A 23,493-nucleotide genomic window follows, 5' to 3' on the forward strand; every position below is an offset into this window, starting at 1 on the left:
TCACACACTGCGCACGCTAGGGAGACGAACCATGAACAAGTCGCCTCGGTCGCTCGCGTTGACGATGAAGGATGCTGCACAACTCGTCGGCGTGGACTACCGAACAATCAAGCTCGGCATCGAAAGCGGGACGATTCCGACGGTCCAGCTCGGACCGAGGAGGATGATCCCGCGAGCCGCCCTCCTCCGGGTATTCGGAGTCGACCCCTAACCGCCCAGACTCACTGAGAGCTCGAGCACGGGCGCACGATCCATCGGCGACTTCACGCGGTTGTTCTGCGAATTGGCGCTCCGCTACCTCAGCCCGGATAGGCACCCTGTGCCGAGCATCGATGCGGGCATAGCTAGCGAGCACGTCGGTCAACGTCAACGACCTGCTTCCATGAGACTTCAGCGGCCCGATCAACCACCGTCTCTCGAGCGCAAGCGCGGACGGGGATCACATCAGCAGAAGAGACAGTCGTCGAACGCGGGCATGGACCCGATCGTCCTCGCTCGTTGCCGCCTGTTCCACGGCATCGATACGCTCGCCCCATGGCCGAGTACACACTCACGGACGACGAGTACGCAGAAGCCCTCCGGGCGGCTATGGATGCTGCCAACAAGGCGCGCTTCGAGGACAACAATCCGGACGGAGCCGCTGAGATTGGCGTGCAGGCTGGTCGGGCAAAGGCGGAGGAGATTGCCCGACGGCGAATCCTTGGCCTGTAGCGGTACGCTCGGAGTCCCCCTTCCCTCGGGAGGGTCCGGCGACTTGGCAGAGTGGCCCAATGCGCCCGCCTGAAGAGCCGGTGGAGGTGAAAGCCTCCCGCGGGTTCGAATCCCGCAGTCGGACAACTCAGATCCGCTCGACGTGGATTGGTCGTATCACGCGCTTGTGGTCGGGTGTGACGTAGAACGCGTGGGCCCCATCCATCTCGGTCCGGATCAGCCCGGGTAGCACGCTCGCCAGCATTGCGAGCGCCTGCGAGTGGAAATCGAGGCCTTTGCCATCGATATCGACGAGGCCGACCCAGTGCAAACCCGCGGCCCGCAACCCGTCCCGCTCTTCGTCGTAGAACAGCTGCTTGCGGTCCTGCGTGATGATCGCGGTGAAGCCGCGCTTGCTCAAGATTGGGAAGATGTCGACGTCCTCAGTCCGACGCAGATTCTCCTCAACGTACGAGCGATAGAGCGCCGCGCGGAACGGGCGGCGCAGCGAATCTGCGTACTCGTGTGGCAGGTTCTCATCGATGAAGAACTTAGGTCGCGTCACCCGGGTCACGCAGCCTCGAGTGCGCGGCTGAACGCGATCGCGTCGCGCGCAGCGTCGACTGAAACACGCGGGAACATCTCCGGGATGTCCTCTACGAACACGGTCTCTTCGTCGACGAGCTGCGCGATTGTGTCGAACGGCACGCGGGTTCCGGCGACGACAGGCCAGCCACCGAGAGTACGAGGGTGCACGGTGAGACTCTTTGCCGGGCGTTCGAAGTTCACCACTGTCTCGCCACGGAAGTTATCGAACTCCTCGAAGAGCTCCTCGAAGGTGTACTCCGTCACGAGATGGCCGGGCCTGTGCGTAAGGTCCATGACAACGCCGTCGGGCCGGCGGACGAAGATGACTTTGCCGTCGGTCCCGAAGGAGAAGTCGGACGGATGATCTGCGACCGCCACCATGTCGAGCTTGCCCCACGCCGCGCGCAGCTTCTGAGCCGAAGTCTTGGCACGGAGGAAGACCATGGCTCGCAACGCTACGACGTCTCGATACGAGTAGATCGGCGGGCGCTTCGGCTGCACTTCAGGCACGAGGAGTCCCGTCCGGCGCCACTTGGTTAGCTGATAGGAGGTCGCACCGGAGAGCTTCACTGCCAGCTCAGGGGTATAGGTCATGACGCCCTCCCCAGCCGGTCCATGGGCACATCTTAGGGCCGAGGCCGACATTGACTCGCCATTCCGGGTGTGCGCGCCACGCTGCGCGCACCGCATCGCTCGCATCTGCGCGTGCCGCGCACGGCTTCGGTGTGCTGAGCGCGCCCGACCGGCAGCTGGTGCCGGTGTCGGTGACCGATACGCGTCCGACTCTCGAGTGGCGCGACTGAGGATCCGCTCCCGATCGTTTGGAATATCGGGGCGTGACGATCTGCCCAGTCTTCTCCGTTCCGACAATCAGCCATTCAGCGGTCGACGGCGCCGTCGTGCCCGAAGAGAGCGGTTGATAAGCGCAGCTCGGAGCGCAGCGGAGAGCGGAGTCTGCAAATAGCGAGCGCAGGGAACGTAGGCGCAATTGACCGCTACGATCTCTGAGGTGGGGGCGGAGCGTGTCGTCATCGGATCGCACCGAAGGCAGCTACTGCGATAGTCCGACCCCCGTGCCAGGCGCCACGAATGGTCCTGTCATCGCGGGATCGTTGCGCACTCTCGCTGCACGCCGCAGCTCCGCTTCCGCCGCGCGAATGGCATCCTGCATCGTGAGTTCGGTCCCACCGCGGAGCATGCTCGCTGCCACCTTGGCCCTCGCAGCTCGGTCCGTCGGCGCGACCGCGACTGCCTCGTTGTGAAGCCGACCTCGGGTGAGGCCGACATAGAGGCCGGCCGCATCCACATCCGGGCCGACGATCGAGGCATCCACCGTCTCTCCTTGAATGCCGTGAACCGTCGACGCGTAGGCGAGCTGCAGATGGTCGAGGGCGTAGTCCTTCGTGACCTGACGCAACTCCCCGCTATCGCTCGCAGAGACCAGCATGATCGTGTCGTCGCGGATGCTGCTCACCACCCACACGGCACGGTTCTCGACGCCGGTGCGGGCGTCGTTGCGGCGGGTCTGCACGGTATCTCCGACGAGGATCCGCTGCTTGCCCATCCCCCACGTCATGAGGCTCGCGTCTATTTCGCCGCGGTCGACGCGCTGCTGTTGGATCGTGTCGTTGATCGCGTTCGCCTCGCTGTTCGTCGCGGTGACGAGGGCGACTCGCTTCCCGCTGTCGCGCCATGCGAAGTACGCGATGATCATGTGATCGTGCGCCGCCTCGAGATGCTGCACGCGCGCGATATGGCCACGCTTCGCTAACTCTTCGGCTATCTCCATCGCCTGCTCGCCGTCTCGCGGGTCTCGCAGTAGAAGGGTGAGAGCGGCGTACCCCGGGTCACGGAAACGGTGGACGGTGTCGAGTTCGACTGCAGCGCCGGCGAGGCGAATCGCGGCGGCCATGGCGCCGACGTGGCCGATGGGGAGCGCCTGGTGAGGGTCGCCGACCATCGCGAGACCCACACGCTGCTCGTGGCCGAGCTCGGCGAGTGCGTTCGCGGTCTGGAGGTCGAGCATCCCGGCTTCGTCTACGACGATTCGATCGTGCGGCCGCAGCGGATACATCCGCGGGCCCTCGTATATCTGTCCGCTGTCCGCGTCCACCTCGCCGACTGAGAGTCGCCGCCAGGTCTGCGCTCCCGAAGCGCCCGCTCCCCACCGGTAGCCGTGATCGCCAAGCAGGGAATGGATGCTGGTCGCCGGCGCGCCGACCTCACGAGCAGCGACGGACGCGGCCTTGCGCGTGGGAGCCACGACGATCATGCGTCGGTGGCGAGCGGTCAGCGCGCCGAACGCCACATGTAGCATCGCGGTCTTCCCCGCACCTGCGGGACCGGTGACCGTGACGAGGCCGTGCGTGCCGGCGATGGCGGAAGCGGCGGCCAGTTGCGAAGCATCCAGCTCATCGAATCCCTCGATCCGGCCGACGGCACGATGCAGTTCGCCCGCGAGCAACGACCGTCCGGCCGTGGCGATCAGGTCGAGCTGCCGAGACAGAACGATCTTCAATCGCATGGTCTCGGTGGCCATCAAGTTCTTCACGTGCGCTGGGGTGTCGCCATCGCCGGTCAGCCGCACGCAGTCTCCATGAGCATGTTGAGTGATGGTGACGATCATCTCGTCCAGAGCGTCGCGGTGGTCGACGACGCCGGACCGCGCCAGCGCGCGAACCGCGCCGGCGCGAATGTCGAAGGCACTGAATCGTCCGCCGGACGTCGTGGACCGACTATCGGCGTCGACGACGGCCATCGCGGCGAGCAGCTCAAAGTCGACCTCGTCGAGTCGAGTTGACGTGGTCGCGACCGGCGCGCGCTCGCGCACGAGATCCGGATCGATCGCGGCGAGCTCGTCGCGGACCATGGCTTCCCAGGACGCTTCGTCGAGATCCGCTGGCTTGTTCGGGCGCGACACGGCCCACGCGCGTCGGTCGATCTGATTCATGACCTCCTGGCTCGGGGTCACACCGTCGTGCGCGTTCGACCATTCGGCGATCAGCCGCGCGCGGTTCGATTCGATCTGCGCAGATCGGCGCGAAAGCGGGCGCACCGCGGCAGACAACTCGGCGATCTCCCCCGCCGCGTTGATCGTGTATCCGTGACGGGCGAGCGCCGAGAGCCATTCCGGGTCGGTGCGGGCCGCGAGTTCGCCTTCGGCGTTGATGACGGTGTGGAGCTTCATCGCGACGCGCGAGTCGATGTTGGACCATCTCCTGTCAGTCCCGAGCACCTTCACGTTGAGCCAGAGATGCCGGTGGATGTGCGGGTCGAGTGTCCGCGATCGCCGGTGCAGCAGCTCGACGACTTCGAGGCGGGTGACATCCTCGCGGATGAGGCCGTTGTGGCCGCGACGCACGTTGAGCTCCCGCTGCCAGGTGAGGAGGATCCTGTTCCGCAAGCGATCCTGCAACGCCTCGACCTCCTGGGCGAGGTCGGGGTGGAGCAGCGCGGCGACGCTGTACGACTTCGGGTGGTTGATGGTTCCGTCCAGAACGAGGTCCGCATCGGGGCTCAGTCGTGCACGACCTCGCTCCTCCCCCGTTATCGGGTCGTGGCCGGTGAGCCACACCCGCAGACCGCCCGCGGTGAGTTCATCGCTCATGATGACACCGTCGGCGACGATGAATCGAGAGACGCTCGAATCGCATGCTTCGCCATACCGGTCGAGGGCATCCACGCCACGCGCGGAGTGAAGGTGAGCATCGCAGGTACCCTCGAGCGCGTAGGCGATGGCGTTTCGCACGCCGCGTGAATCAGCGCCTCGCTTCCATCGCTCGAGCCCGCCTCGCATGGCGCAAGAGTACGGTGCGATTTGCCCCTTATCCAGGTATTTTTGTGCGTTGCACGCACGCGTCGCTAGATGCCGATTCTTGCCGGCGACTCGGCAGCACCATCACCTGATGCCTGCGTGCATTGCATTTCATTGCATTGCGGTTGAAGTAGGTATCGAGGCTCTCACGTAGGGCAGAGCTGCGCATAACGGGGTCGTCGGTGAGAAGCTATTCCGAAGTCGCCGAACTTGTGTGTCGGCTGTACGGAGGCCCGGGTGGGCCAAGCGGCGCGCCAAGCCTGGCTGCGATTCGGGATGCGCTGACCAATCGAGGTACGAGAGGTCGAGTGGCGTGTAGTTGCTGCGGGCGGGACCGCACGCGCGATCGAGTTCACGCACTCCGTGACAGCGCGTACATCTGCCGTCGGTGCGGGCTGTGGGTTGCGATGCGTCTGAGGTCAGACCAACCGTAGCTCATCCAAGCCTGTGGTCAAGACGATTCATCAGTTGCTGTATAGTCAGCGTGTGCTGACTATTGCTTCGCGTCTGGATGTGATGAACCGCCTGGGCCGGGCAATGGCCGATCCCACCCGATCACGAATCCTTCTGACATTACTGGACGGTCCGAGCTATCCCGCGGAGCTCGCTCAGAATCTTGACCTCTCTCGGACGAACGTCTCCAACCATCTTGCTTGCTTGCGCGGGTGCGGGTTGATCGTCACGACCCCGGAAGGACGCCGCACTAGGTACGAGATCTCGGATCCTCACCTGACGCGAGGATTGCGCCAGCTGCTCGAATCGGTCGTCGCCGTGGATGAGGGCGCACCGTGCGTGGACGAGAAGTGCGAGTGCTGCCAGTGAGCGGTGGCTGTGATGGGCGTGCAGTGACGCTGACAGTCCCCGGGAACGTAACGAGCTGGTAGGCGAGGGTGAGCGATGAGTGAGGAGTGCTGCGGTCCGGACGAGCCACGCAAGAAGCCGACGGCGCAAATCGAATTGCCCCGTCCGCTCCCCGCCGGCGATGCGTGCTGCGCACCCGAGCCCAGCGCCACCGGTGCCAGGCGGACCGGCCCGCTCGACGAGGGCGATGCGTGCTGCGGCCCCGACGCAGTCGCCAGTGCAGTTCACGCGGGTGAAGAGCCGGAGGTGCGCCCGCCGTGGTGGCGCGATGTTGCGTTGCTTCCTTCCGCACTGTCGGGGGTGTTCCTTCTGCTGGGCTACGGCCTGGAGTGGTCCGGCCTGAACCTGCCGGGGCTGGTGCTGCAGTGGGCGGCCCTGCTGGCCGGCGCGTACACGTTCGTGCCCGGTGCGATCCGCCGACTGATCCGACGCCGGCTGGGTGTCGGGCTGCTGATGACGATCGCCGCGATCGGCGCAGTGCTGCTGGGTCATGTCGGCGAGGCCGCGACGCTCGCGTTTCTGTTCTCCCTCGCCGAAGCGCTCGAGGACCGGGCGATGGACCGCGCCAAGGAAGGGCTCCGCGCGCTCCTGTCGCTCATCCCCGACACTGCGCGCGTGTCCCGCCTGGCGAGTGACGTCACCATCCCTGCCGCAGACGTGCGCGAGCTGGACATCCTTGTCGTCGGTGCCGGTGAGCGAGTCGCGACGGATGGGGTTGTCGTCGACGGTCGATCGAGCCTGGATACGTCGGCGATCACCGGAGAGTCGATTCCTGTCGAGGTCGGCCCTGGCGAGTCGGTTGCGGCAGGCTCGGTGAATGGGTCGTCGACGCTACGGATCGAGGCCACCGCGGACGGCGGCGACAACTCCCTCACCCAGATCGTCGCACTCGTCGAGCAGGCCCACGCGCGCAAGGGCGACCGGGCACGACTGGCAGACCGCATCGCCCGCCCACTGGTGCCCACTGTGCTCATCTCCGCCGCCCTCGTGGCGCTGTTCGGCTTCGTCGTCGGCGACCCGTCGACGTGGATCGAACGCGCCCTCGTCGTGCTGGTCGCAGCATCCCCGTGCGCTCTGGCGATCGCGGTCCCGGTCACCGTCATCAGCGCCATCGGTGCCGCGTCGAAGTTCGGCGTGGTTGTCAAGTCCGGTGACGCGTTCGAGCAGCTCGGCACGATCCGCACGGTCGCGCTCGACAAGACGGGCACCCTCACGCGCAACGAGCCCGCCGTGATCGACGTGCAGCCCATCGCCGGGATCGATCGCGAGGATCTCTTGGCCTGGGCGGCCGCCGTGGAGGCCACGAGCACCCATCCGCTGGCATCGGCGATCACGACCGCGATCGAACGCGTCGCCCCCGCGACCGACGTCGTCGAGGAGGCAGGACACGGCATCACCGGAATCGTGGACGGCCGGCGCATCCGGGTCGGCAACACCCGCTGGCTCGACCCTGGCGTGCAGCGGGTGGCCGCGCAGTCGATGGCCGCGCAGGGAATGACCGTCGTCGTCGTCGAGGCCGACGGGCAGATCGCCGGGCTGATCGGGGTGCGCGACGAACTGCGCCCCGAGGCTGCCGAGACGGTGCGGATGCTGCACGCACAGGGCATGGAGACGATCATGCTCACCGGCGACAATGACCGCGCCGCCCGGGCGATCGCCGCTCAAGCAGGCATCGACGACGTTCGCGCCGAACAGCTGCCGGCCGACAAAGCGGCCGCCATCGACACCCTGGTCAAGGCGTCGCCGACTGCGATGGTTGGCGACGGCATCAACGACGCCCCCGCGCTTGCGACCGCGACGGTCGGGATCGCGATGGGACTGAAAGGATCCGCTGCGGCGATCGAGTCCGCCGACGTCGCCTTCACCGGCCACGACCTCCGCCTCATCCCGGGCGCTCTCGCACATGCTCGTCGCGGCCGCCGCATCATGACCGCAAACATCGTCCTAGCGCTCGCGATCATCGCGGTGCTGTTCCCTCTCGCATTGTTCGGGATCCTTGGATTGGCCGGTGTGGTGCTGGTGCATGAGGTCGCCGAGATAGTTGTCATCCTCAACGGCGTCCGCGCCGCCCGCCGGCCCGCCGCACTCCGCCAGCTCGCCACCGCGCCAGCCCCGCACTCCGAGCCTGCCCGAGCCTAAATCCACACCCGGCATCGCTCGCGGCATCCCGCCCTGACCCGATGACCCCGCCCCCGACTACGACCTGGAGCCACCATCGTGACTACCCCCGTCAAAGCCACCCTCATCTCCCTCGCCCTCATCATCGTGCTGGTGATCGCCGCCATCATCGTTACGATCCTCAACCGCCCTCCCGCCCCCGCCGCGGAGGGGCCCGCCGGTGCGGTGCCGGTCACGCGCGCGAACTCGCACGTCGTCGATAACGTCGGAGAGGATGCCCCCACCCTGGTGGAATTCCTTGACTTCGAGTGCGAGGCATGCGGCGCGCTGTACCCCGCCGTCGAGCAGATCCGCGCCGACTACGAGGGCGAGATCAACTACGTCGTCCGGTACTTCCCGTTGCCCGGACACTTCAACTCGATGAACGCCGCCATCGCCGCCGAGGCCGCCGCTCAGCAAGGAGAGTTCGAGGGCATGTACCACCGGCTCTTCGAGACTCAGACCCAGTGGGGCGAGCAGCAGGTCTCCCAAGGCGACCTGTTCCGCACCTTCGCCGAAGACCTCGACCTCGACATGGACGCATACGACGCAGCCGTCGCCGACCCTGCCACCAAGGCGCGAGTCGAAGAAGACTTCAACGACGGCCAAAACCTCGGCGTCAGCGGCACACCGTCGTTCTTCCTCAACGATCAGAAGCTGGAACTCACCCAGCTATCCGATCTCACCGACGCGCTCGATGAGGCCACCGGCCGCTGAGGGCTCCCAGTTCCGCTTCGGCCGCGACAGGCGACCGTGATCGAACAGTTGAGCGATGCGGTACCCAACGCCCATACCTCACTTGTGGGCCGCGACGCGCGGTCGAGATGGTTCGCTGGGATGATCATGTGCACGTCGTCAAAGGTAGACGCCGCGAGCACGGAGGAAAGGCACCGGATCGATGCGCATGCCGCCCTGGTAAATCTCGAAGTGCACATGGCATCCAAGAGAGGCGCCGGTGTTGCCGGCATAGGCGATGGTCTGTCCGGCGCGGACGCTTTGACCGTATCCGACGTTGTACCCGCCCGGCATGATGTGCGCATATCCGCTCATGATGCCGCCGCCATGATCGATCTTGACGTAGTTTCCCCAGGTGCCGCTGTAGCCGGCGAAAGCGACCCGTCCCGCAGCAGCCGCAAACATCGGTGCCCCACAGCCTGCGTACATGTCCGTCCCTCGGTGCCCAGCGGCGGTGCAGTACCCGTTGGCGCAGATCGAGCCCCGCGCCCCAAAGTGTCCGCTCACTGACCCGTATGCGGGCCGCGCCCACCCGGACGGCTGTACTCCACCGGCGGGAGCCCCGCCACCGTTCGCTGCTTGCTCTCGTGCCCGGCGTTCGGCCTCTTCCCGCTCACGCTTCAGGCGCGCCTCACGGGCCTTGCGTTCAGCTTCTACACCGGCCCTGTATCCGGAAATAGTCGTGGCTGTGGTGTCTTTCAGAGCCGCAAGCTGGGCCTCGAGCACATCCCGGTGCTCGTTCTGGGTGTCAAGGGCCGCTTGAGCGGCAGAGGCGGCGTCCTGCGCGCGAACCATCTTGGCCTCGGCTTCACGCTTCAGTCGATCGCGTTCGGCGCGCGCGACCTCGGCCTGGTTGGACAGGTTCTGCGCGCTATCACGCGAGCTGACGGCATCCGCATAGACGCTCCGATTCGCGTCGAAGAGCTGATCCATTGTGCCGAGTTTGGCGAGCAGGTCGTCAGCGCTGGCCGCCGAACCCGAGAAGAACAGTTGAAGCGTCGTGTCCTCGCCGCCCATCCGGTACTGCTGCGCGGCCAGTCGTCCGAGTTTGTCCGCCGCCTCGGCTGCCCGGGCCGCTTCTTCATCGGCTTGATTCTGAAGCGCGTCGGCCCGGTCGGCTGCAACCTCGAAGGCCTCCTGCGCTGCGATGTACTCTGCACCGAGGCGCTCGGCCTCGGCCTCCTTGTGGGCCAGGTCGGCGGCTAATGAAGAGATCAGACCCTCGATGCGGGATACTTCGTCGGCCTTCGACCGCTCGTTCCTCTTGGCACGCTCCACGTCATCCCATGATGGGTAGGTCGCGGCGAACGCGGGGCTCGCTGCCAGAAGCCCGACCGTCGCGAGACCCACCAGGCTCAACCCAATGACACCGCGACGCGTCACGCGCTGTCGGAGCGCGCGCAGCTCGCCCACAGTTGGCGCGCAGCCGCATTCGTTCGAGGGGACATGGGGCATGGCTCGCTCTCCTCACATGAGCATCAGCGGTCACACTAGCAACACGAAGTGGATTCGACGCTGAACCCGGCCGTCCGCGATTCGCCCGGCGGCATACCTCGTGTGCCGCCGAGCCTGCCGCGTGCCTGGCGCGGGGCTCTGGCCGTTGTCGAGGAAGCGCGTGACTTCGATCCCGCCCCATCCGGCGAGCAGCCGTCGCCCCCCCCCCCCCCCCCCCCCGATCACGACAGACCAGCGCACTGAGCTCACGGCCGCGGTTCCGTATACTGATGTGCGACGCGCGGGTGGCGCTGGCCACTCAGAGAGACCTGGAATGCGCCAATCGCGACCACAACGCCTGATCCGAGGCCTTGCATCGTGCACCATCGCGACCTTTGTGGCGCTGCTCTCTCACGTCAGTTCCGGCGGTGCGATGCCCGGATGGGTCGGGGTCGCAGTGCCGTGGGTATTCGCCATGGCCGTCTGCACCCTCCTGGCCGGACGTCGCCTTTCGGTGGTGCGCCTGTCGATTTCGGTGGTGGTCAGCCAGGTGCTGTTCCACACTCTGTTCGTGCTCGGGTCCGTCTCGTCCGGCTCGGATGCCGCGCACGTCCATGAGACGCGTCTGCCCACCGCTCACCTCCACGGCGCGTTGGCCGTGACTCCGTCTGCCGGCGGCGAGGTCCCGGCGATGTCGGGGATGATGTGGCTGGGACATGCGGCCGCGGCCGTTCTCACCATCGTCGCCCTCTATGCGGGCGAGCGAACGCTGCGAGCGTTGCGGACGATCGCGGCTCGACTGGTCGCATGGCTTCGACGTCGCGTCTCGTCCACGATCACCCCCGTCCCCGCTCCGTCGCGGCAGCTTCTTCCCGCCTTGCGCGCACCCTCGATCCTCCGTGGTGTCTCCGCGACGCCGGTCAGCCGGCGCGGTCCCCCGCTTTCGCTCGCAGTCTGATCTCCTCCTGGCCCGCCTGACCGTGGGTCGGTGCATGAGCACGCGCGACGTGTGCTCCGACTGTTCACGCACGCCCCGCGTGCGAAGCGAAAGGTGAGCCATGTCCACATGGCAGCACCGGATCGTCGCGACGACCGCTGTTCTGGTCGCCGCCACCGGTCTGGTCTTTGCGACCGCGATCCCCGCGGCCGCACACGAGAACATCGCATCCAGCTCCCCGACGGGGAACGAGCGATTCGACACAGCCCCCACCAGCGCCGAGCTGGTGTTCACGGGTGACGTCCTGACGATCGGCGCGGCCGTCGCCGTCGTCGACGAGAGCGGCAAGAACTGGGTGACAGGGGGGCCGCAAATCGACAATGCGACCGTAGTCGTCGAGTTGGCTCCCGGCATGCCGGATGCCGGCTATCAGCTGCGCTGGCGCGTCGTGTCCGGTGACGGTCACGTCATCAGCTCGATCATCCCGTTCACCATCGGCGACGGCGAGCCGTACTCCCGCGAAAACGAAGCGACGGCATCCCCGCCCACCGAGAGCGAAGCGAGCAAAACGGATGCTTCGGCGCAGGGTGCCCCGGAGTTCTGGCAGCTCGCGCTCGTCGGGCTCGCCGGCGCGGTGTTCGCCCTCGGCCTCTATCTGGCCATCCGTTTCACCCGCCGTCGCACCCAGACGGCACCGCTGACGTCAGATGACGCAGCGGACATCGACAGCAAAGGAAACCCCCACTCATGACGAATCGAACTCCTCGCCTGCTCACTGCCGGCGCCATCGCCACGGCCCTCGCACTGCTCGCCGGATGCGCGGCCCCGGCCCAGAACCCTGCTGCCGGCCCCACCGCGGAGGCTGTTACCCAGGCCAGCACTGTGACGGTCGACGACGCCTGGGTGAAGACCGCGGAAGGGGGTATGACCGCAGCGTTCGGAATCATCAGCAACATGGGTGAGATCGAAGTCAACGTCGTCGGGGTGACGACGGACGCGGCATCCGTCGCCGAGCTGCACGAGACCGTCGAGGATGACACCGGCACCATGGTCATGCGCCCCATCGAGGGAGGCTTCGTCATCCCCGCCGGAACCGACTTCCCGCTCGAGCCCGCAGCGAACCACCTCATGCTGATGGAGCTCGCCGGCCCCCTCGCCACCGGCGAGGAGGCCGACTTCACCCTCGAGTTCGCTGACGGCTCCACGCTCGAGTTCACCGCCGTGGTCAAGGACTACTCGGGCGCAAATGAGAACTACGTCGGCGACGGCGACATGGACATGGGCGGTGACGACTGAATGGCAGGCGAACAGACCGGCCCTCCCCGCCGTCCGGGTGCCAGCCGGCGACAGTTCCTCTTCGGAGGAGCTGTCGCCGGCCTTGGCGCGGCCGGCGCGATCGGTGCAACCTACGCGCTCTCGTCGACCGGCGCAGCGCCACCTTCGACCGACGCCGCGGCGACTGCCCTCAACGGCGCTCGCACAGTGCCGTTCCACGGCGCTCATCAAGCGGGCGTGGAGACCCCGGCGCAGGCGCACTCAGTGTTCACAGCGCTCGACCTGAACAGCGACGTCGACCGCGACAGTCTCCGCCGCCTGATGCAGCTGCTGACCGACGACGCCTCCCGCCTGACTCAGGGCCGCCCCGCCCTCGCCGATACCGAGGTGGAACTGGCCACCACCCCAGCCGGTCTGACGGTCACATTCGGCTTCGGTCCAGGGCTGGTCGCGCGGGCGGCCGCGACCGGACCTGCGTGGCTGCGGCCGCTTCCGGCGTTCTCGATTGACAGGCTGCAAGACGAGTTCTCGGGCGGGGATCTGCTGATCCATGTCGGCGCCGACGAGCCCATGGCTGTCGCGCACGCAACCCGGATGCTCCTGAAGGACACCCGCAGCTTCGCGTCCGTGCGGTGGGCGCAGAACGGCTTCCGCCGTGCGTACGGCACGTCCGCGGACGGGACCGCGATGCGCAACCTGTTCGGACAGGTAGACGAGACCGTCAACCCGGTGCCCGGCTCAGCCGACTTCGCTTCGGTGGTGTGGGCTGAGGACGGCTGGCTCTCCGGCGGGACGGGCATGGTGCTGCGTCGCATCGAGATGAACCTCGACACCTGGGACGAACTGGACCGTCCCGGCCGGGAACTCGCGGTCGGGCGGACACTGGACACCGGCGCTCCTCTGACCGGGTCGAAGGATACGGATGAGCCCGACTTCGGCGCGGTCTCCGCGACTGGGTTCCCCGTCATTCCCGAGTTCTCGCACCTCCGGCGTGCGCGCTCGGACAGTGCGAAGGAGAGAATCTTCCGTCGTTCCTACAACTACGACGATCAGCCGACCGGCCCAGGTGTATCGAATTCCGGCCTGGTCTTCGTCAGTTACCAGGCCGATGTGGATGCCCAGTTCCTGCCGATCCAGCGACGGCTCGATGAGCTCGATCTCTTGAACAAGTGGACGACTCCGATCGGGTCCGCAGTCTTCGCGATCCCGCCCGGCTGCGAACCGGGAGGGTACATCGGCGAGACGCTCCTGGAGTCGTGATCGCACACGGGGCCGCCTGCTCTGATCGAGAAGCGGGGGCGGGCGGCCACCCGGCGCGGGCACCTCAGTGGCTGATGAATGCCTTGAGCAGGATGAGCACGCCGCCGAACGCCGCAGTGATGACAGCACCGGCGATGCGAGAGAGCCGACTCGTGCTCCACCGCGCAACCGCGAACCAGCCCAATCCACCGAGCAGCACCGTGTTGACGATGAGCGCGAACCAGAGGGCGACATTCTCCTCGAGGATGCCGAGGGCTCCCATCAGAAGCACGACGAGGGGCGGAAGAGATGCGAGGAGCATCCCGCCTGACTGCCTCGCCGCGGCGGCGAGCCCCGCTCGCAACGTGGCGCGCCCATCGGTTGCGGCCAGTCGCCCGAGAGTCCCTGCGTAGACGTGCGCCAGGTAGAACACGATCACGGTGACGACAACGGTGACGAGCGCGTTGACGGCTGTGCCGACGGAGAGCCCGGAAACCACGACCATGCCTGACACCAGGATCAAGCCGTAGATGGCCTCTTCGGACATCAAGATCCGCGCGAGCCGCGGCGTGATGCCCATCTGCTGATTTGTCATGACTGATCCATCTCGTGGAATGCGCGTGGCGGCGTGAGCAGCCCCGGCATCCGGGGCCGGAGCCGCCTACGACGAGGAGATTACCCTCAGCCGGGTGAAGAGTGGCCGAGATGTCCGACGGCGGCGTCGAGCAGTTCGGTGACGTGGTCGTCGAAGAGCGCGTAGTGCACATGGCGACCGTCGCGATCGCCGGTCACGAGGTCCAGGTGTCGGAGCAGCCGCAGGTGGTTGGAGATCGTGGTCTGGCCGAGCGCAAGTCGCGCACTGAGCTCCGTGACGGTGCTCGGCCGCTCGCGCAGCACACTCAGTATGCGCAAGCGGACCGGCGACGCGAGCCCCTGCATGATCTCCGCAAGCTGCTCGGCGTCGGCTGTTGTCATCCTCGCCTGCGCCTCAGCATGTCTGTCCGTTGATCGCCGATGACGATAATCATTCACAACTACAACATATCATGATGTTGTGAACTAATCTGGATGCATGAACACTTCCGCTGCCGTAGCCGCTCCGACCACGGACGCTCCCCAACACAACCACGGCTCCGCGCGATGGGAGCTGTGGTTTGCGATCGCTGCTGGTGTCACCTACAGCGCGGGAATGATCGCGGAGTACGTGATGGGGCTTCCGATGATCGGCTGGCCCCTGGCGTTCTTCCTCGCCACCTACTTCTTCGGCGGCTTCTTCACCGTGCGCACCGCAATCGCATCGACGATGCGCGGGAAGTTCGAAGTCGACTTCCTGATGCTGGTGGCCGCCATCGGCGCTGCGCTCATCGGGCGTTGGGCTGAAGGAGCGGTTCTGTTGTTCCTGTTCAGCCTCGGCCATGCGCTCGAGGAGTATGCGCTGAGCCGCGCGAGCAGGTCGATCGAGGCTCTCGCCGGGCTCGCGCCGCGCACGGCGCTTGTTCGTCGCGGCGATGCGGAGCCGGTCGAGGCGCCGGTGGAGCAGATTGCGGTCGGCGACACCATCGTGATCCGGCCGAACTCGCGCATTCCCTCAGACGGGTTCGTCATCGTAGGCGTCTCCGCAGTGGATCAGTCAGCGGTGACCGGCGAATCGATTCCCATTGAGAAGGAGCCGGTCGCCGACCGGGAACGAGCAAAGCGAACCATCGATTCCCTGCCTGCCGCGAACCGGGTCTTCGCTGGCACCGTCAACGGACCCGGTGCACTCGAGGTCGAAGTCACCGCCACCGCGGCAGACTCCACGCTGAGCAAAGTCGTCGAGCTCGTCCGTACCGCCGATCAGGCGACGTCCCCAACGCAACAATTCATCGACAAGTTCCAGCGCTGGTATGTGCCCGCGGTGGTCGTCGGCGTCACGGCCACGCTGCTGGTCGCGATGTTCGTGTTCGGGCAGGGTTTCGCTGATGCGTTCTATCTGTCGATGACAGTCCTGGTCGCCGCGAGCCCATGCGCTCTCGCGATCGCTACCCCAGCCGCGGTCCTTGCCGGGGTCGCTCGCGCGGCCCGCGCCGGCGTCCTCGTCAAGGGCGGCGCCCCGTTGGAGACGCTCGGGCGTGTCAAAGCGATGGCGTTCGACAAGACGGGGACATTGACCTGGGGCATGCCCCGCGTCACGTCCGTCACCCCCGCCGCGGGTGATGCCGGAGCAGCTCTCGTCCCGACGCTCGTAGCCGTGGAGTCGCTCAGCGACCATCCGCTTGCGTCAGCGATCGTCCGCGATCTCGCTGGCCAACTGCCGGACGGCGCGCGACTTGAGGCGAACGACCTGAACGCCGTTGTCGGCCGGGGAGTGCGCGCCACGATCGGAGGGGAGCCGGTCGAAGTCGGGAACATGCGCATGTTCAGCGAACAACAACTCGCCCTTCCCTCCGAACTTGAGGCTGCGTACCAGGAGGCGAAGAGTTCGGGCCAGACACTGATGATCGTGCGGCGTGCCGGACGATTCCTGGGCATCGTTGGGGTGATGGATGCCTCGCGCGCCGAGTCTGCACAGGTTCTGCAGGCGTTGCGCGCTGCGAACGTGGGTCAGCTCGTGATGATCTCGGGCGACAATCAGCGTGTCGCGGACGCGGTCGGCCGCGAAGTCGGCGTCGACAACGCCATCGGCGACCTGCTGCCCGAGGACAAGGTCGCCGAGATCACTCGGCTCGCTGAGACGCACCGCCCCATCGCGATGGTCGGCGACGGCGTCAACGACGCCCCCGCGATGGCGCGCGCCGATGTCGGCATCGCGATGGGCGCCGCCGGTTCGACCGTGGCACTAGAAACGTGCGACATCGCCCTGATGAGCGACGACCTTGGGCGCGTGCCGTTCGCGGTGCGGCTCAGCCGCGCGACCAGCCGCATCATTCGACAAAACCTCATCGCTAGCCTCGCCGTCGTTGTGTTCCTTATCGTGGCGACGTTCATCGGGTTGAACATCGGCGCCGTCGTGCTCATCCACGAAGGGTCCACGCTGATCGTCGTCGCCAACGCGCTGCGGTTGCTCAACTTCGAGCGCGGCAAGGAACACCACGGTATCGACCACGAGGACAAGCCCGAGGCGTGACGAACCGACGGCTCCCCCGTCCCGTACGTGGCGCGGCAGGGCTATGTCGCCCAACAAGAATGGACGGTACCGGTAGTAGCCAGGCCGACCGTCGGGATGGTTTCAGCGAACGTCCGTGTGACGGTCTCGGATCCTGGGTACTCGACGACACGCCAGCCGACGACGCCGAACTCTTCGTCGAGCGCCTGCAGCGCGCAGGCGAAAGTGGCACCGGATGGCGGAGTCGCCTGGAAGGTCAGCCTGACGGTGCGCTCGTCGACGACCTCATAGCCTGTCTCGTCGAATCCGACGTCATCGAGGGAGTTCGCAAAGGTGAGCCAGGACAGCCCGAGGACGGATGCCGCGGCAACGGCAGCGACCATGATCCAGAACGCTCGGCGCCGCAGCGGACGCCTGGCGCGGCCGTAGCGATCATCGAGTTCCTGCCGTGTGGTCATCAGGTCAGCCCCGAGTAGGCATGGAGCCCCTTGAAGAACATGTTGACGATCGTGAAGTTGAACAGCACCGTGATGAACCCGATGATGCACAACCACGCCGAACGTGTCCCCCGCCAGCCCCGGGTTGCGCGGGCGTGGATGTAGCCGGCGTAGAGCACCCAGATAACGAATGTCCACACCTCTTTGGTGTCGAAGCCCCAATAGCGACCCCAGGAGTCGTTGGCCCAGATTGCACCGGCGATCAGCGTAAAGGTCCAGAACACGAACCCGACGATCACGAATCGGTAGGCGAGCGACTCGAGCACCTCCGCAGTAGGCAGTGTTGTGAGGAAACGGGCGCCCGGGAGCCGCTCGGCGTCCTCGGATGATGACGCGACGCGACGCTCGCGACGAGATTGCATGAGCTGGGTCGCGGCGAGGCCACACGCGATTGCGAACAGAGCGGTGGCCAGTGACGCGACGAAGACGTGGATGACCAACCAGACGCTCTTCAGCGGATCCATCAATGGGACGACTTCCACATAGAACGTGATCGTCGCTCCCCCCAGCAGCAGGACCACCAAGCCGACCAGGAAGGCGCCGAGGAATCCCAGGTCGTACCTCCAAAGTACGACGAGGTAGACCGCCACGATCAGAACCGTGCCGGTCAGGGCGAACTCGTACATGTTCGCCCACGGAACCCTCTCAGCGGAGATTCCCCGGAGAACGGTTCCGCTCAAATGGAACAAGAACCCGAGGGTCGTCAGGGCCGTCCCGATGCGGGACCACAGCATTCGCTGTCGACGTGCCGGCGATACCACAACATTCCCGGGGCGATGCTCGCCCGGCACTCCCTCCGCAGCCGATGCACCGACGAGCACCCGCTCCGCCCGCACCTCAGCGTCGGCGCGTCGGGCGAGATCGATGGTGTACGCAATGAAGGCGAGCGAGTAGATCGAGATCGCCGTCCACACGAGCAGAAGCGATAGGTCGTCCAGACTGAGCGTGCCTGTTCCGGTCATGGCGTGAGTTCCTCTTCATCGTCGGTGAGCTGCCAGAGAGATCGTGTCGGCGTCAGCCGCCGTCAGGTGTCCTTCTGACGGAGCGCGTCGAGGTAGGCGTTGTAGGCGTCGAGCTCAGGGTCGCCGTGGGCGTCGGCGTAGCGCGCGTCCGCAGCGTCTCGGGCGGTGTCATCGCGGAACCACCGGTGCATGACGAACATCAACATCAGCAGGGTGGGCGCCTCACCGTAGGACCATGCGAGTCCACCCGCGAGCCGCTGGTCCTCTAAGGGGTCCATCCCGAGCGCCACCGTGGATGCCGCGAAACTCTCGATGAGCAGTGTGGTGGCCATCATGAGGAACACGCCGAAGAACGCGTGCAGCGCCGCTTCGGCGAACACGTCGAGGGCGCGTCCGCCATGACTGAACCGCACCGGCAGTGGGTCGGACGAGAGAATCGGGATGGTGAAAAGGATCCCTGCCGCCAGGAATGCGACCTCGAGCCCGATATGTCCGCCGGGTGCGGCGAGGATGGGATCGGCGACGTCGGCGAGGTAGAGCCCATAGAACGCGAAGAGGTAGAGGGGCAAGGCCACCCATGGGCTCAGGGCCCACCGGGATACGGGACTGCGCAGACCGGCATGGGCGGCGCGGAGGACGATCACTCCCAGCCCATGGTGAGGTGTCGCACGCAGGAGCAGCGTGCCGGGCGAACCGAGCACGAGCAAAGGCGGTATAGCCATCATCAGCGAAAGCTGCTGGAACATGAACACCGATAGCAGTGCATATCCGTATGCCTCGACGCCGAGTCCCGTGATCGCCGCCAGCGCGAGACATCCCACAAGGAAGCTGACAGTACGCCATACCGACCAGCGACGACCCTGAACCCACAGCCGAACCGCCCCGACGACGTACGCCGCCGCCAGAAGCACCGCGATCGTGGGCAGGACGGGAAAGGGCAACGGCATAGGGGTGAGAAAACCCAGGAAGGTCGGCGGGGCGTCGGGCATCCACTCGCTCATCGCGGTGTCGCCTCGCTTGTCTCCGCCAGGTACGCAGCCGCGTGTTGCGCGGCGAAGTCCACCACCGCGCGAGCGAGCGCGGGATCCTCTCCACGGGCGAGGCCCGCGTACTCGATCCGTACCCCGTCGATGGCCGGTTGGGCTTTCACCCACAGCCGACGGCGTGGCACGAACAGGCCGGCGAACATACCGGCCGCGGCGACGATCGAGAACACGAGCACCCAGGTGCTGCTCGGGTCGTTCTGGATCTGCAGTGAGGCGAACCGTTTCACCGGGTCTTCCTCACCGGCACTTTCCCAGGTCACGGTGCCCCACCCATTGGGCAGATCCACCGTCTCGCCGATTGTCAGTTCCAGCGAGTCGACTCCGGTGTCTCCGCCTGTCTGCTGAGTGAGCGCGTCGACCTCGAGGGCGTACACCGATCGAGGCGTGCCGTCGTCGATGCCGAGGTCGCCGCTGAACACGTTGAACGTCATCACCGGGTTGATCACATCGGGGTAGACCGAAGTGAAGGCGCCAGAGGGCAGGACGCCTTGCGTGGGGTAGAAGAATCCGACGAGTCCGAGCTGCTGCGGAAGGCCATCGGGAATCTTGATGATTCCCAGCGAGGTCAAGTTGGAGTCTTGTGGCAGGAAGGGCTGGGATTCGCGGTAGACCACCTCTCCTTCCGCGTTGCGGATGGAGAGGGTAGGGGCGTACCCGTTGCCGAGCAGATAGATGCGGTCGCCCGCGACCGTGATCGGGTAGTTGACCACGACACTTTCTGTCTGATCCGCCGCGCCGGGACGACGGACAGTGACGTCGGCGGAGAAATCCCCAGCCTGCCCCGCTCCGGGTGTTCCGGGCAGTTCGTAGGTGACCTCGAAGTCTTCGAGGGAGAGGGAGTACGGCGCGAGGCCGGACCCGTCGACGAACCGACCGGGGTTGAATGAGGAGTAGTCGCTCAGCGCGTTGACGAAAGTGGTACCCTCCACCACGACGCGCTGCCCCGTGTATGCGAACGAGCCGCCGATCGCGACGGAGACGAGCACACCGACGAGGGCTAGGTGGAAGATCAGGTTTCCGGTCTCCCGCAGATAGCCGCGTTCGGCCGACACGGAATCCCACCCACGGCCGTCGTACCGCTGGACGCGGTAGCCGGCACGTCGCAGCTGCTCCTCGGCGAGGGCGATTGCTAGCTTCACCTGGTCGGATCCGGCGTCACCTGCGGGGAGCGTCGTCTGCTCGTACGCGGAGAGACGGGTCAAGCGGGCTGGGGTCCGGGGCGGCCGGGAGCGGAGAGCCCTGAAGTGATGGCGGGCTCGCGGGATCACGCAGCCGATCAGAGAGGCGAACAGAAGCAGGTAGATGGCGGAGAACCATGGTGACGCGTAGACATCGAACATGCCGACCGCGTCGGCGAGTGGGAAGGCGTCCGGGTTATTGCGTTCCCACTGGACGACCCCGTTGGGGTCTGCGGTGCGTTGCGGGAACAGTGAGCCGGGGACGGCGGCGATGGCGAGGAAGAGGAGGAGCACGAGGGCGGTGCGCATGCTAGTCAACTGCCGCCACGCCCACCGCAGCCATCCGGTCAGACCGAGCGCGGGCTGGGTGATGTCGGCGCCGTCAGAGTCGGCGTGATCGCCCGGGCGGAGCGGATCGATAGCGCTTTCGGCGGGGTTTTTAGAGCGGGAGGGGGACATTGATCACCACTTGCTGCAGAGCTGACATGATCGCGGTCCATAAGCCGGTCACCATGAGGAGGCCGAGGAGGACGAGAAGGCTGCCGCCGATGATGTTCAGAGCGCGGATGTGCCGGCGCAGGAACCCGACGGAGCGGGAAGCCCACCCCCACCCGAGGGCGAGCAACAGGAACGGGATGCCCAGACCGACCGAGTAGGCGAGCCCGAGCAGCCCCGCCCGGGCCGGATCGCCGAGGTTCCACGACATCGACAGGATTGCCGCCAGGGTGGGACCGATGCAGGGGGTCCATCCGACTCCGAGGGCGAACCCGAGTAGAGGCGCGCCGACCAGTCCGGCGCGACTGCGAAACCGCGGGCGAATGGTGCGCTGCGCGAGGCCGAAGAATCCGATGAACACCAGCCCGAGCACGGTGATCACGACCCCGAAGATGCGGGTCAGGACATTCGAATACTGAAGCAGCAAGTATCCGAACGTGCCACCCAGAACCGTGACGGCGACGAACACGACCGTGAATCCGGCTATGAAAAGGGAGACGCCGAGCAGAAGGCGCGCCCGCTCCCCCCTCACCGGGACAATCGCGGTGGACGGTGTCGCGGCAGAGTCTTGCCCGGCGGTCGCGCCCCCGAGGTAGCCGAGGTAGCCGGGCACCAGAGGCAGTACGCACGGCGAGACGAACGATATGAGACCGGCGATCATCGCGAGCGGCAGCGCGACCCAGAGGCCACCATCCATGATCAGTGCACCCGGATTCACGACGGCTCCTCCAACGCGTCCTTGACGAGGGTGGAGAGGATGGACGCGCTGGCCAACTGGCCGATGATTCGCGCGGCGACACGCCCCTCCCGATCCAGGACGAGCGTGGTCGGGGTTGCCTGAATCGGGGTGACCTGCGCGAACGCGAGCTTCACTTTCCCATCGGTGACGTCGATCACGCTCGGGTAGGTGACGTTATTGTCCCGGGCGAACGACAGGGCCGTGGCGGGCTGATCGTAAGTATTCACGCCGAGGAAGTCGACCTGTTGACCCTGATACTCCTCCCACACTTCCTCGAGCATGGGGGCTTCGACGATGCACGGCCCACAGGCGGCGTACCAGAAATTGACCACCAGGATCCTTCCGCGGTAGTCGTCGCTGGACACCCGCTCCGCTGTCTCGGTGACCCCCTCGAAGACCACGGGCGCGCCTCGGTCGGCCGGTGGGATCTCGACGACTCGGAAGTCACCGGAGATGTAGCCCTTCGCGCTCCCCTCCCGATACTGATCTGCAAGGTCCTCGTTGCTGCTGCACCCTGCGAGCACCGCAACGCTGAGGAGCGCGGCAACGACCGCGAGTGTGCGGTTCACGTGCGCTCGATCTTGATGAGCGCACCGGCAACCAGGAATACGATCGCCGCGGCCGGTTGCGCGGCGATCCAGACCGGCCCGGCGAACGCAAACGGGAAGACGGGGTTCCACAGCACGGCGATCGCGGCGAACACCGGCGCCCACCACCACTGGCGCGCCTGAATCGCAAACCAGCCGACGATCACCGCAAGGATCGCGACGAGGAAGAGCACGACGGTGAACCATTCTCCGTCCAGCAGCACGGGCGCGAGAAACAGCGTCGCCGCGGCGAGAAGGCTCGGAGCGAGCGCGTTGCGCTGATAGCGGGACGGTGTCCGGATGCTGCCTGTCACAGTCCACCCGCAGACGAGCTCGCGCCAAGCTGTGTTCCGACCTCACCCCGGGCCCCGGCCCGACGCTGGATCCACAGTCCGATCGCCAAGATGAGGGCACCGATTCCGAGCGCAACGTCTGCGATATTGCCGATGAACCAATCACCGTAGGCAAGAAAGTCGGTGACGTACCCGCGTCCGAGTCCTGGTGGGGCGAACAACCGGTCGATCACGTTTCCCAGTGCACCACCCAGAATGAAGCCGATGCCGACCGTCCACCAGAGGGAACGGGCCCGGACTGCGGCGACGAACAACGCCCCCACGGCGGCCACCCCGAGAACGGTGAGCAACCACGTGGAGCTCGACCCGAGTCCGAGGATCGCGCCGGGATTGAACGCGAGCTGCAGCCCGAAATAGTCACCCAGGAGCGGGACGCGTTCGGTTTCGCTCAGTCCCGCCAGCGCCGCAGCTTTGCTCAACTGGTCGATCAGGACGACCGCGCCCGCGACGATGAAGGCGACAGCGAACCTGGGGAGACGGAGATGACGCGCGCGAGCCGCGTCGTCAGAAGTCGAAGAGGTCACCGAGGAATCCCTCTCGCTTGCGGCGCACCGGCTGGTTGCGCTCGCCGGCGGGTACCTCGTACTGGCCGTGGGAACCGCGGGCTACTCCTGAGTTGTACGCATCGGTGCGCACGTCGTTTGGCGCGCGGTCGATGATCTTGTCGAGTTCGCCGCGGTCCAGCCAAACGCCACGGCACTGCGGGCAGTAGTCGATTTCGATGCCGGAACGGTCGGTGATGAGCAGATCGGTGGCGTCAATCGGGCATTTCATGATTTCCTCCTTCGGTCTTGGACAGTTGAACGTCCTTCTGGGCTTGC

General features: G+C 66.2%; 25 protein-coding genes and 1 tRNA gene. 11 read left to right on the forward strand and 15 right to left on the reverse strand.

The window, feature by feature from the left end; all coding sequences use genetic code 11:
• Positions 1–64: 64 nt before the first annotated feature.
• From ACFQ0P_RS15820 to ACFQ0P_RS15830, 3 genes are all read left to right on the forward strand, one after another.
• Positions 65–211 (forward strand): helix-turn-helix domain-containing protein, encoded by a 147-nt coding sequence (locus ACFQ0P_RS15820; RefSeq protein ID WP_082541440.1) that lies wholly within the window; start codon positions 65–67, stop codon positions 209–211.
• Between the two features lie 323 nt (positions 212–534).
• Positions 535–711, forward strand: a complete 177-nt coding sequence (locus tag ACFQ0P_RS15825) for a hypothetical protein (RefSeq protein ID WP_204979590.1) — start codon at positions 535–537, stop codon at positions 709–711.
• A gap of 37 nt (positions 712–748) precedes the next feature.
• Positions 749–836, forward strand: a tRNA-Phe gene (locus ACFQ0P_RS15830).
• Positions 837–838: 2 nt separating this feature from the next.
• On the opposite strand, the gene ACFQ0P_RS15835 is transcribed toward ACFQ0P_RS15830, so the two are convergent.
• From ACFQ0P_RS15835 to ACFQ0P_RS15845, 3 genes are all read right to left on the reverse strand, one after another.
• On the reverse strand, positions 839–1,264 hold the full coding sequence (locus tag ACFQ0P_RS15835; RefSeq protein WP_204979591.1) for a PIN-like domain-containing protein: 426 nt from the start codon (positions 1,262–1,264) through the stop codon (positions 839–841).
• Positions 1,261–1,872 carry a DUF433 domain-containing protein gene (locus ACFQ0P_RS15840; protein WP_204979592.1) on the reverse strand — a complete coding sequence of 204 codons (612 nt, stop codon included), beginning with the start codon at positions 1,870–1,872 and terminating at the stop codon, positions 1,261–1,263. Before ACFQ0P_RS15840 ends, ACFQ0P_RS15835 begins: the two co-directional genes overlap by 4 nt.
• Before the next feature lie 457 nt (positions 1,873–2,329).
• Positions 2,330–4,885 (reverse strand): AAA family ATPase, encoded by a 2,556-nt coding sequence (locus ACFQ0P_RS15845; RefSeq protein WP_378772797.1) that lies wholly within the window; start codon positions 4,883–4,885, stop codon positions 2,330–2,332.
• A gap of 693 nt (positions 4,886–5,578) precedes the next feature.
• On the opposite strand from ACFQ0P_RS15845, the gene cmtR reads away from it, so the two are divergent.
• The 3 genes from cmtR to ACFQ0P_RS15860 all read left to right on the forward strand — a co-directional run bounded on the left by cmtR (position 5,579) and on the right by ACFQ0P_RS15860 (position 8,827).
• Positions 5,579–5,914: a Cd(II)/Pb(II)-sensing metalloregulatory transcriptional regulator CmtR gene (gene cmtR, locus ACFQ0P_RS15850; RefSeq protein WP_378772929.1), complete on the forward strand. Its 336-nt coding sequence runs from the start codon at positions 5,579–5,581 to the stop codon at positions 5,912–5,914.
• Positions 5,915–5,989: 75 nt separating this feature from the next.
• On the forward strand, positions 5,990–8,092 hold the full coding sequence (locus ACFQ0P_RS15855) for a heavy metal translocating P-type ATPase (protein WP_378772799.1): 2,103 nt from the start codon (positions 5,990–5,992) through the stop codon (positions 8,090–8,092).
• Positions 8,093–8,224: 132 nt separating this feature from the next.
• Positions 8,225–8,827, forward strand: a complete 603-nt coding sequence (locus tag ACFQ0P_RS15860; protein WP_378772802.1) for a DsbA family protein — start codon at positions 8,225–8,227, stop codon at positions 8,825–8,827.
• 138 nt (positions 8,828–8,965) lie between these two features.
• On the opposite strand, the gene ACFQ0P_RS15865 is transcribed toward ACFQ0P_RS15860, so the two are convergent.
• Positions 8,966–10,300: a peptidoglycan DD-metalloendopeptidase family protein gene (locus tag ACFQ0P_RS15865; RefSeq protein ID WP_204979596.1), complete on the reverse strand. Its 1,335-nt coding sequence runs from the start codon at positions 10,298–10,300 to the stop codon at positions 8,966–8,968.
• Positions 10,301–10,754: 454 nt separating this feature from the next.
• Here ACFQ0P_RS15865 and ACFQ0P_RS15870 point away from each other — a divergent pair, with 454 nt between their 5' ends.
• The 4 genes from ACFQ0P_RS15870 (at position 10,755) to ACFQ0P_RS15885 (ending at position 13,751) form a co-directional block, all read left to right on the forward strand.
• Positions 10,755–11,237 (forward strand): hypothetical protein, encoded by a 483-nt coding sequence (locus tag ACFQ0P_RS15870; protein WP_204979597.1) that lies wholly within the window; start codon positions 10,755–10,757, stop codon positions 11,235–11,237.
• A 100-nt stretch (positions 11,238–11,337) separates the two neighbouring features.
• Complete coding sequence (locus tag ACFQ0P_RS15875) at positions 11,338–11,967, forward strand: copper resistance CopC family protein (protein ID WP_204979598.1); 630 nt, start codon at positions 11,338–11,340, stop codon at positions 11,965–11,967.
• Positions 11,964–12,512, forward strand: a complete 549-nt coding sequence (locus ACFQ0P_RS15880) for a copper chaperone PCu(A)C (protein ID WP_204979599.1) — start codon at positions 11,964–11,966, stop codon at positions 12,510–12,512. Before ACFQ0P_RS15875 ends, ACFQ0P_RS15880 begins: the two co-directional genes overlap by 4 nt.
• Positions 12,513–13,751 carry a Dyp-type peroxidase gene (locus ACFQ0P_RS15885; protein ID WP_204979600.1) on the forward strand — a complete coding sequence of 413 codons (1,239 nt, stop codon included), beginning with the start codon at positions 12,513–12,515 and terminating at the stop codon, positions 13,749–13,751.
• 64 nt (positions 13,752–13,815) lie between these two features.
• On the opposite strand, the gene ACFQ0P_RS15890 is transcribed toward ACFQ0P_RS15885, so the two are convergent.
• The gene (locus ACFQ0P_RS15890) at positions 13,816–14,325 is read right to left on the reverse strand and encodes a hypothetical protein (RefSeq protein ID WP_204979601.1); all 510 of its coding nucleotides are present in this window, start codon (positions 14,323–14,325) and stop codon (positions 13,816–13,818) included.
• Positions 14,326–14,411: 86 nt separating this feature from the next.
• Positions 14,412–14,705, reverse strand: coding sequence for an ArsR/SmtB family transcription factor (locus tag ACFQ0P_RS15895; RefSeq protein WP_204979602.1), 294 nt, complete (start codon positions 14,703–14,705; stop codon positions 14,412–14,414).
• A gap of 97 nt (positions 14,706–14,802) precedes the next feature.
• Here ACFQ0P_RS15895 and ACFQ0P_RS15900 point away from each other — a divergent pair, with 97 nt between their 5' ends.
• A complete protein-coding gene (locus ACFQ0P_RS15900; protein ID WP_204979603.1) occupies positions 14,803–16,836 on the forward strand; it encodes a heavy metal translocating P-type ATPase in 2,034 nt (677 codons plus the stop codon).
• 41 nt (positions 16,837–16,877) lie between these two features.
• Here ACFQ0P_RS15900 and ACFQ0P_RS15905 read toward each other — a convergent pair whose 3' ends face one another.
• From ACFQ0P_RS15905 to ACFQ0P_RS15945, 9 genes are all read right to left on the reverse strand, one after another.
• On the reverse strand, positions 16,878–17,273 hold the full coding sequence (locus ACFQ0P_RS15905) for a DUF4307 domain-containing protein (protein ID WP_204979604.1): 396 nt from the start codon (positions 17,271–17,273) through the stop codon (positions 16,878–16,880).
• Positions 17,273–18,274, reverse strand: a complete 1,002-nt coding sequence (gene ccsB / locus ACFQ0P_RS15910; RefSeq protein ID WP_204979605.1) for a c-type cytochrome biogenesis protein CcsB — start codon at positions 18,272–18,274, stop codon at positions 17,273–17,275. The genes ACFQ0P_RS15905 and ccsB overlap by 1 nt, the downstream gene beginning before the upstream one ends.
• A gap of 62 nt (positions 18,275–18,336) precedes the next feature.
• The gene (locus ACFQ0P_RS15915; RefSeq protein WP_378772812.1) at positions 18,337–19,275 is read right to left on the reverse strand and encodes a cytochrome c oxidase assembly protein; all 939 of its coding nucleotides are present in this window, start codon (positions 19,273–19,275) and stop codon (positions 18,337–18,339) included.
• A complete protein-coding gene (resB, locus tag ACFQ0P_RS15920; RefSeq protein ID WP_204979606.1) occupies positions 19,272–20,957 on the reverse strand; it encodes a cytochrome c biogenesis protein ResB in 1,686 nt (561 codons plus the stop codon). The genes ACFQ0P_RS15915 and resB overlap by 4 nt, the downstream gene beginning before the upstream one ends.
• Positions 20,938–21,711 carry a cytochrome c biogenesis CcdA family protein gene (locus ACFQ0P_RS15925; RefSeq protein WP_204979607.1) on the reverse strand — a complete coding sequence of 258 codons (774 nt, stop codon included), beginning with the start codon at positions 21,709–21,711 and terminating at the stop codon, positions 20,938–20,940. The genes resB and ACFQ0P_RS15925 overlap by 20 nt, the downstream gene beginning before the upstream one ends.
• Positions 21,708–22,301: a TlpA disulfide reductase family protein gene (locus tag ACFQ0P_RS15930; protein ID WP_204979608.1), complete on the reverse strand. Its 594-nt coding sequence runs from the start codon at positions 22,299–22,301 to the stop codon at positions 21,708–21,710. Before ACFQ0P_RS15930 ends, ACFQ0P_RS15925 begins: the two co-directional genes overlap by 4 nt.
• A complete protein-coding gene (locus ACFQ0P_RS15935; protein WP_204979609.1) occupies positions 22,298–22,633 on the reverse strand; it encodes a DUF6804 family protein in 336 nt (111 codons plus the stop codon). Before ACFQ0P_RS15935 ends, ACFQ0P_RS15930 begins: the two co-directional genes overlap by 4 nt.
• Positions 22,630–23,196 carry a signal peptidase II gene (locus ACFQ0P_RS15940; protein ID WP_204979610.1) on the reverse strand — a complete coding sequence of 189 codons (567 nt, stop codon included), beginning with the start codon at positions 23,194–23,196 and terminating at the stop codon, positions 22,630–22,632. Before ACFQ0P_RS15940 ends, ACFQ0P_RS15935 begins: the two co-directional genes overlap by 4 nt.
• Positions 23,177–23,446 (reverse strand): TFIIB-type zinc ribbon-containing protein, encoded by a 270-nt coding sequence (locus tag ACFQ0P_RS15945; protein ID WP_204979611.1) that lies wholly within the window; start codon positions 23,444–23,446, stop codon positions 23,177–23,179. The genes ACFQ0P_RS15940 and ACFQ0P_RS15945 overlap by 20 nt, the downstream gene beginning before the upstream one ends.
• Between the last annotated feature and the right edge of the window lie 47 nt (positions 23,447–23,493).

Source organism: Microbacterium insulae (genome assembly GCF_042677065.1).
In the GTDB taxonomy this organism is placed as follows: domain Bacteria; phylum Actinomycetota; class Actinomycetes; order Actinomycetales; family Microbacteriaceae; genus Microbacterium; species Microbacterium insulae.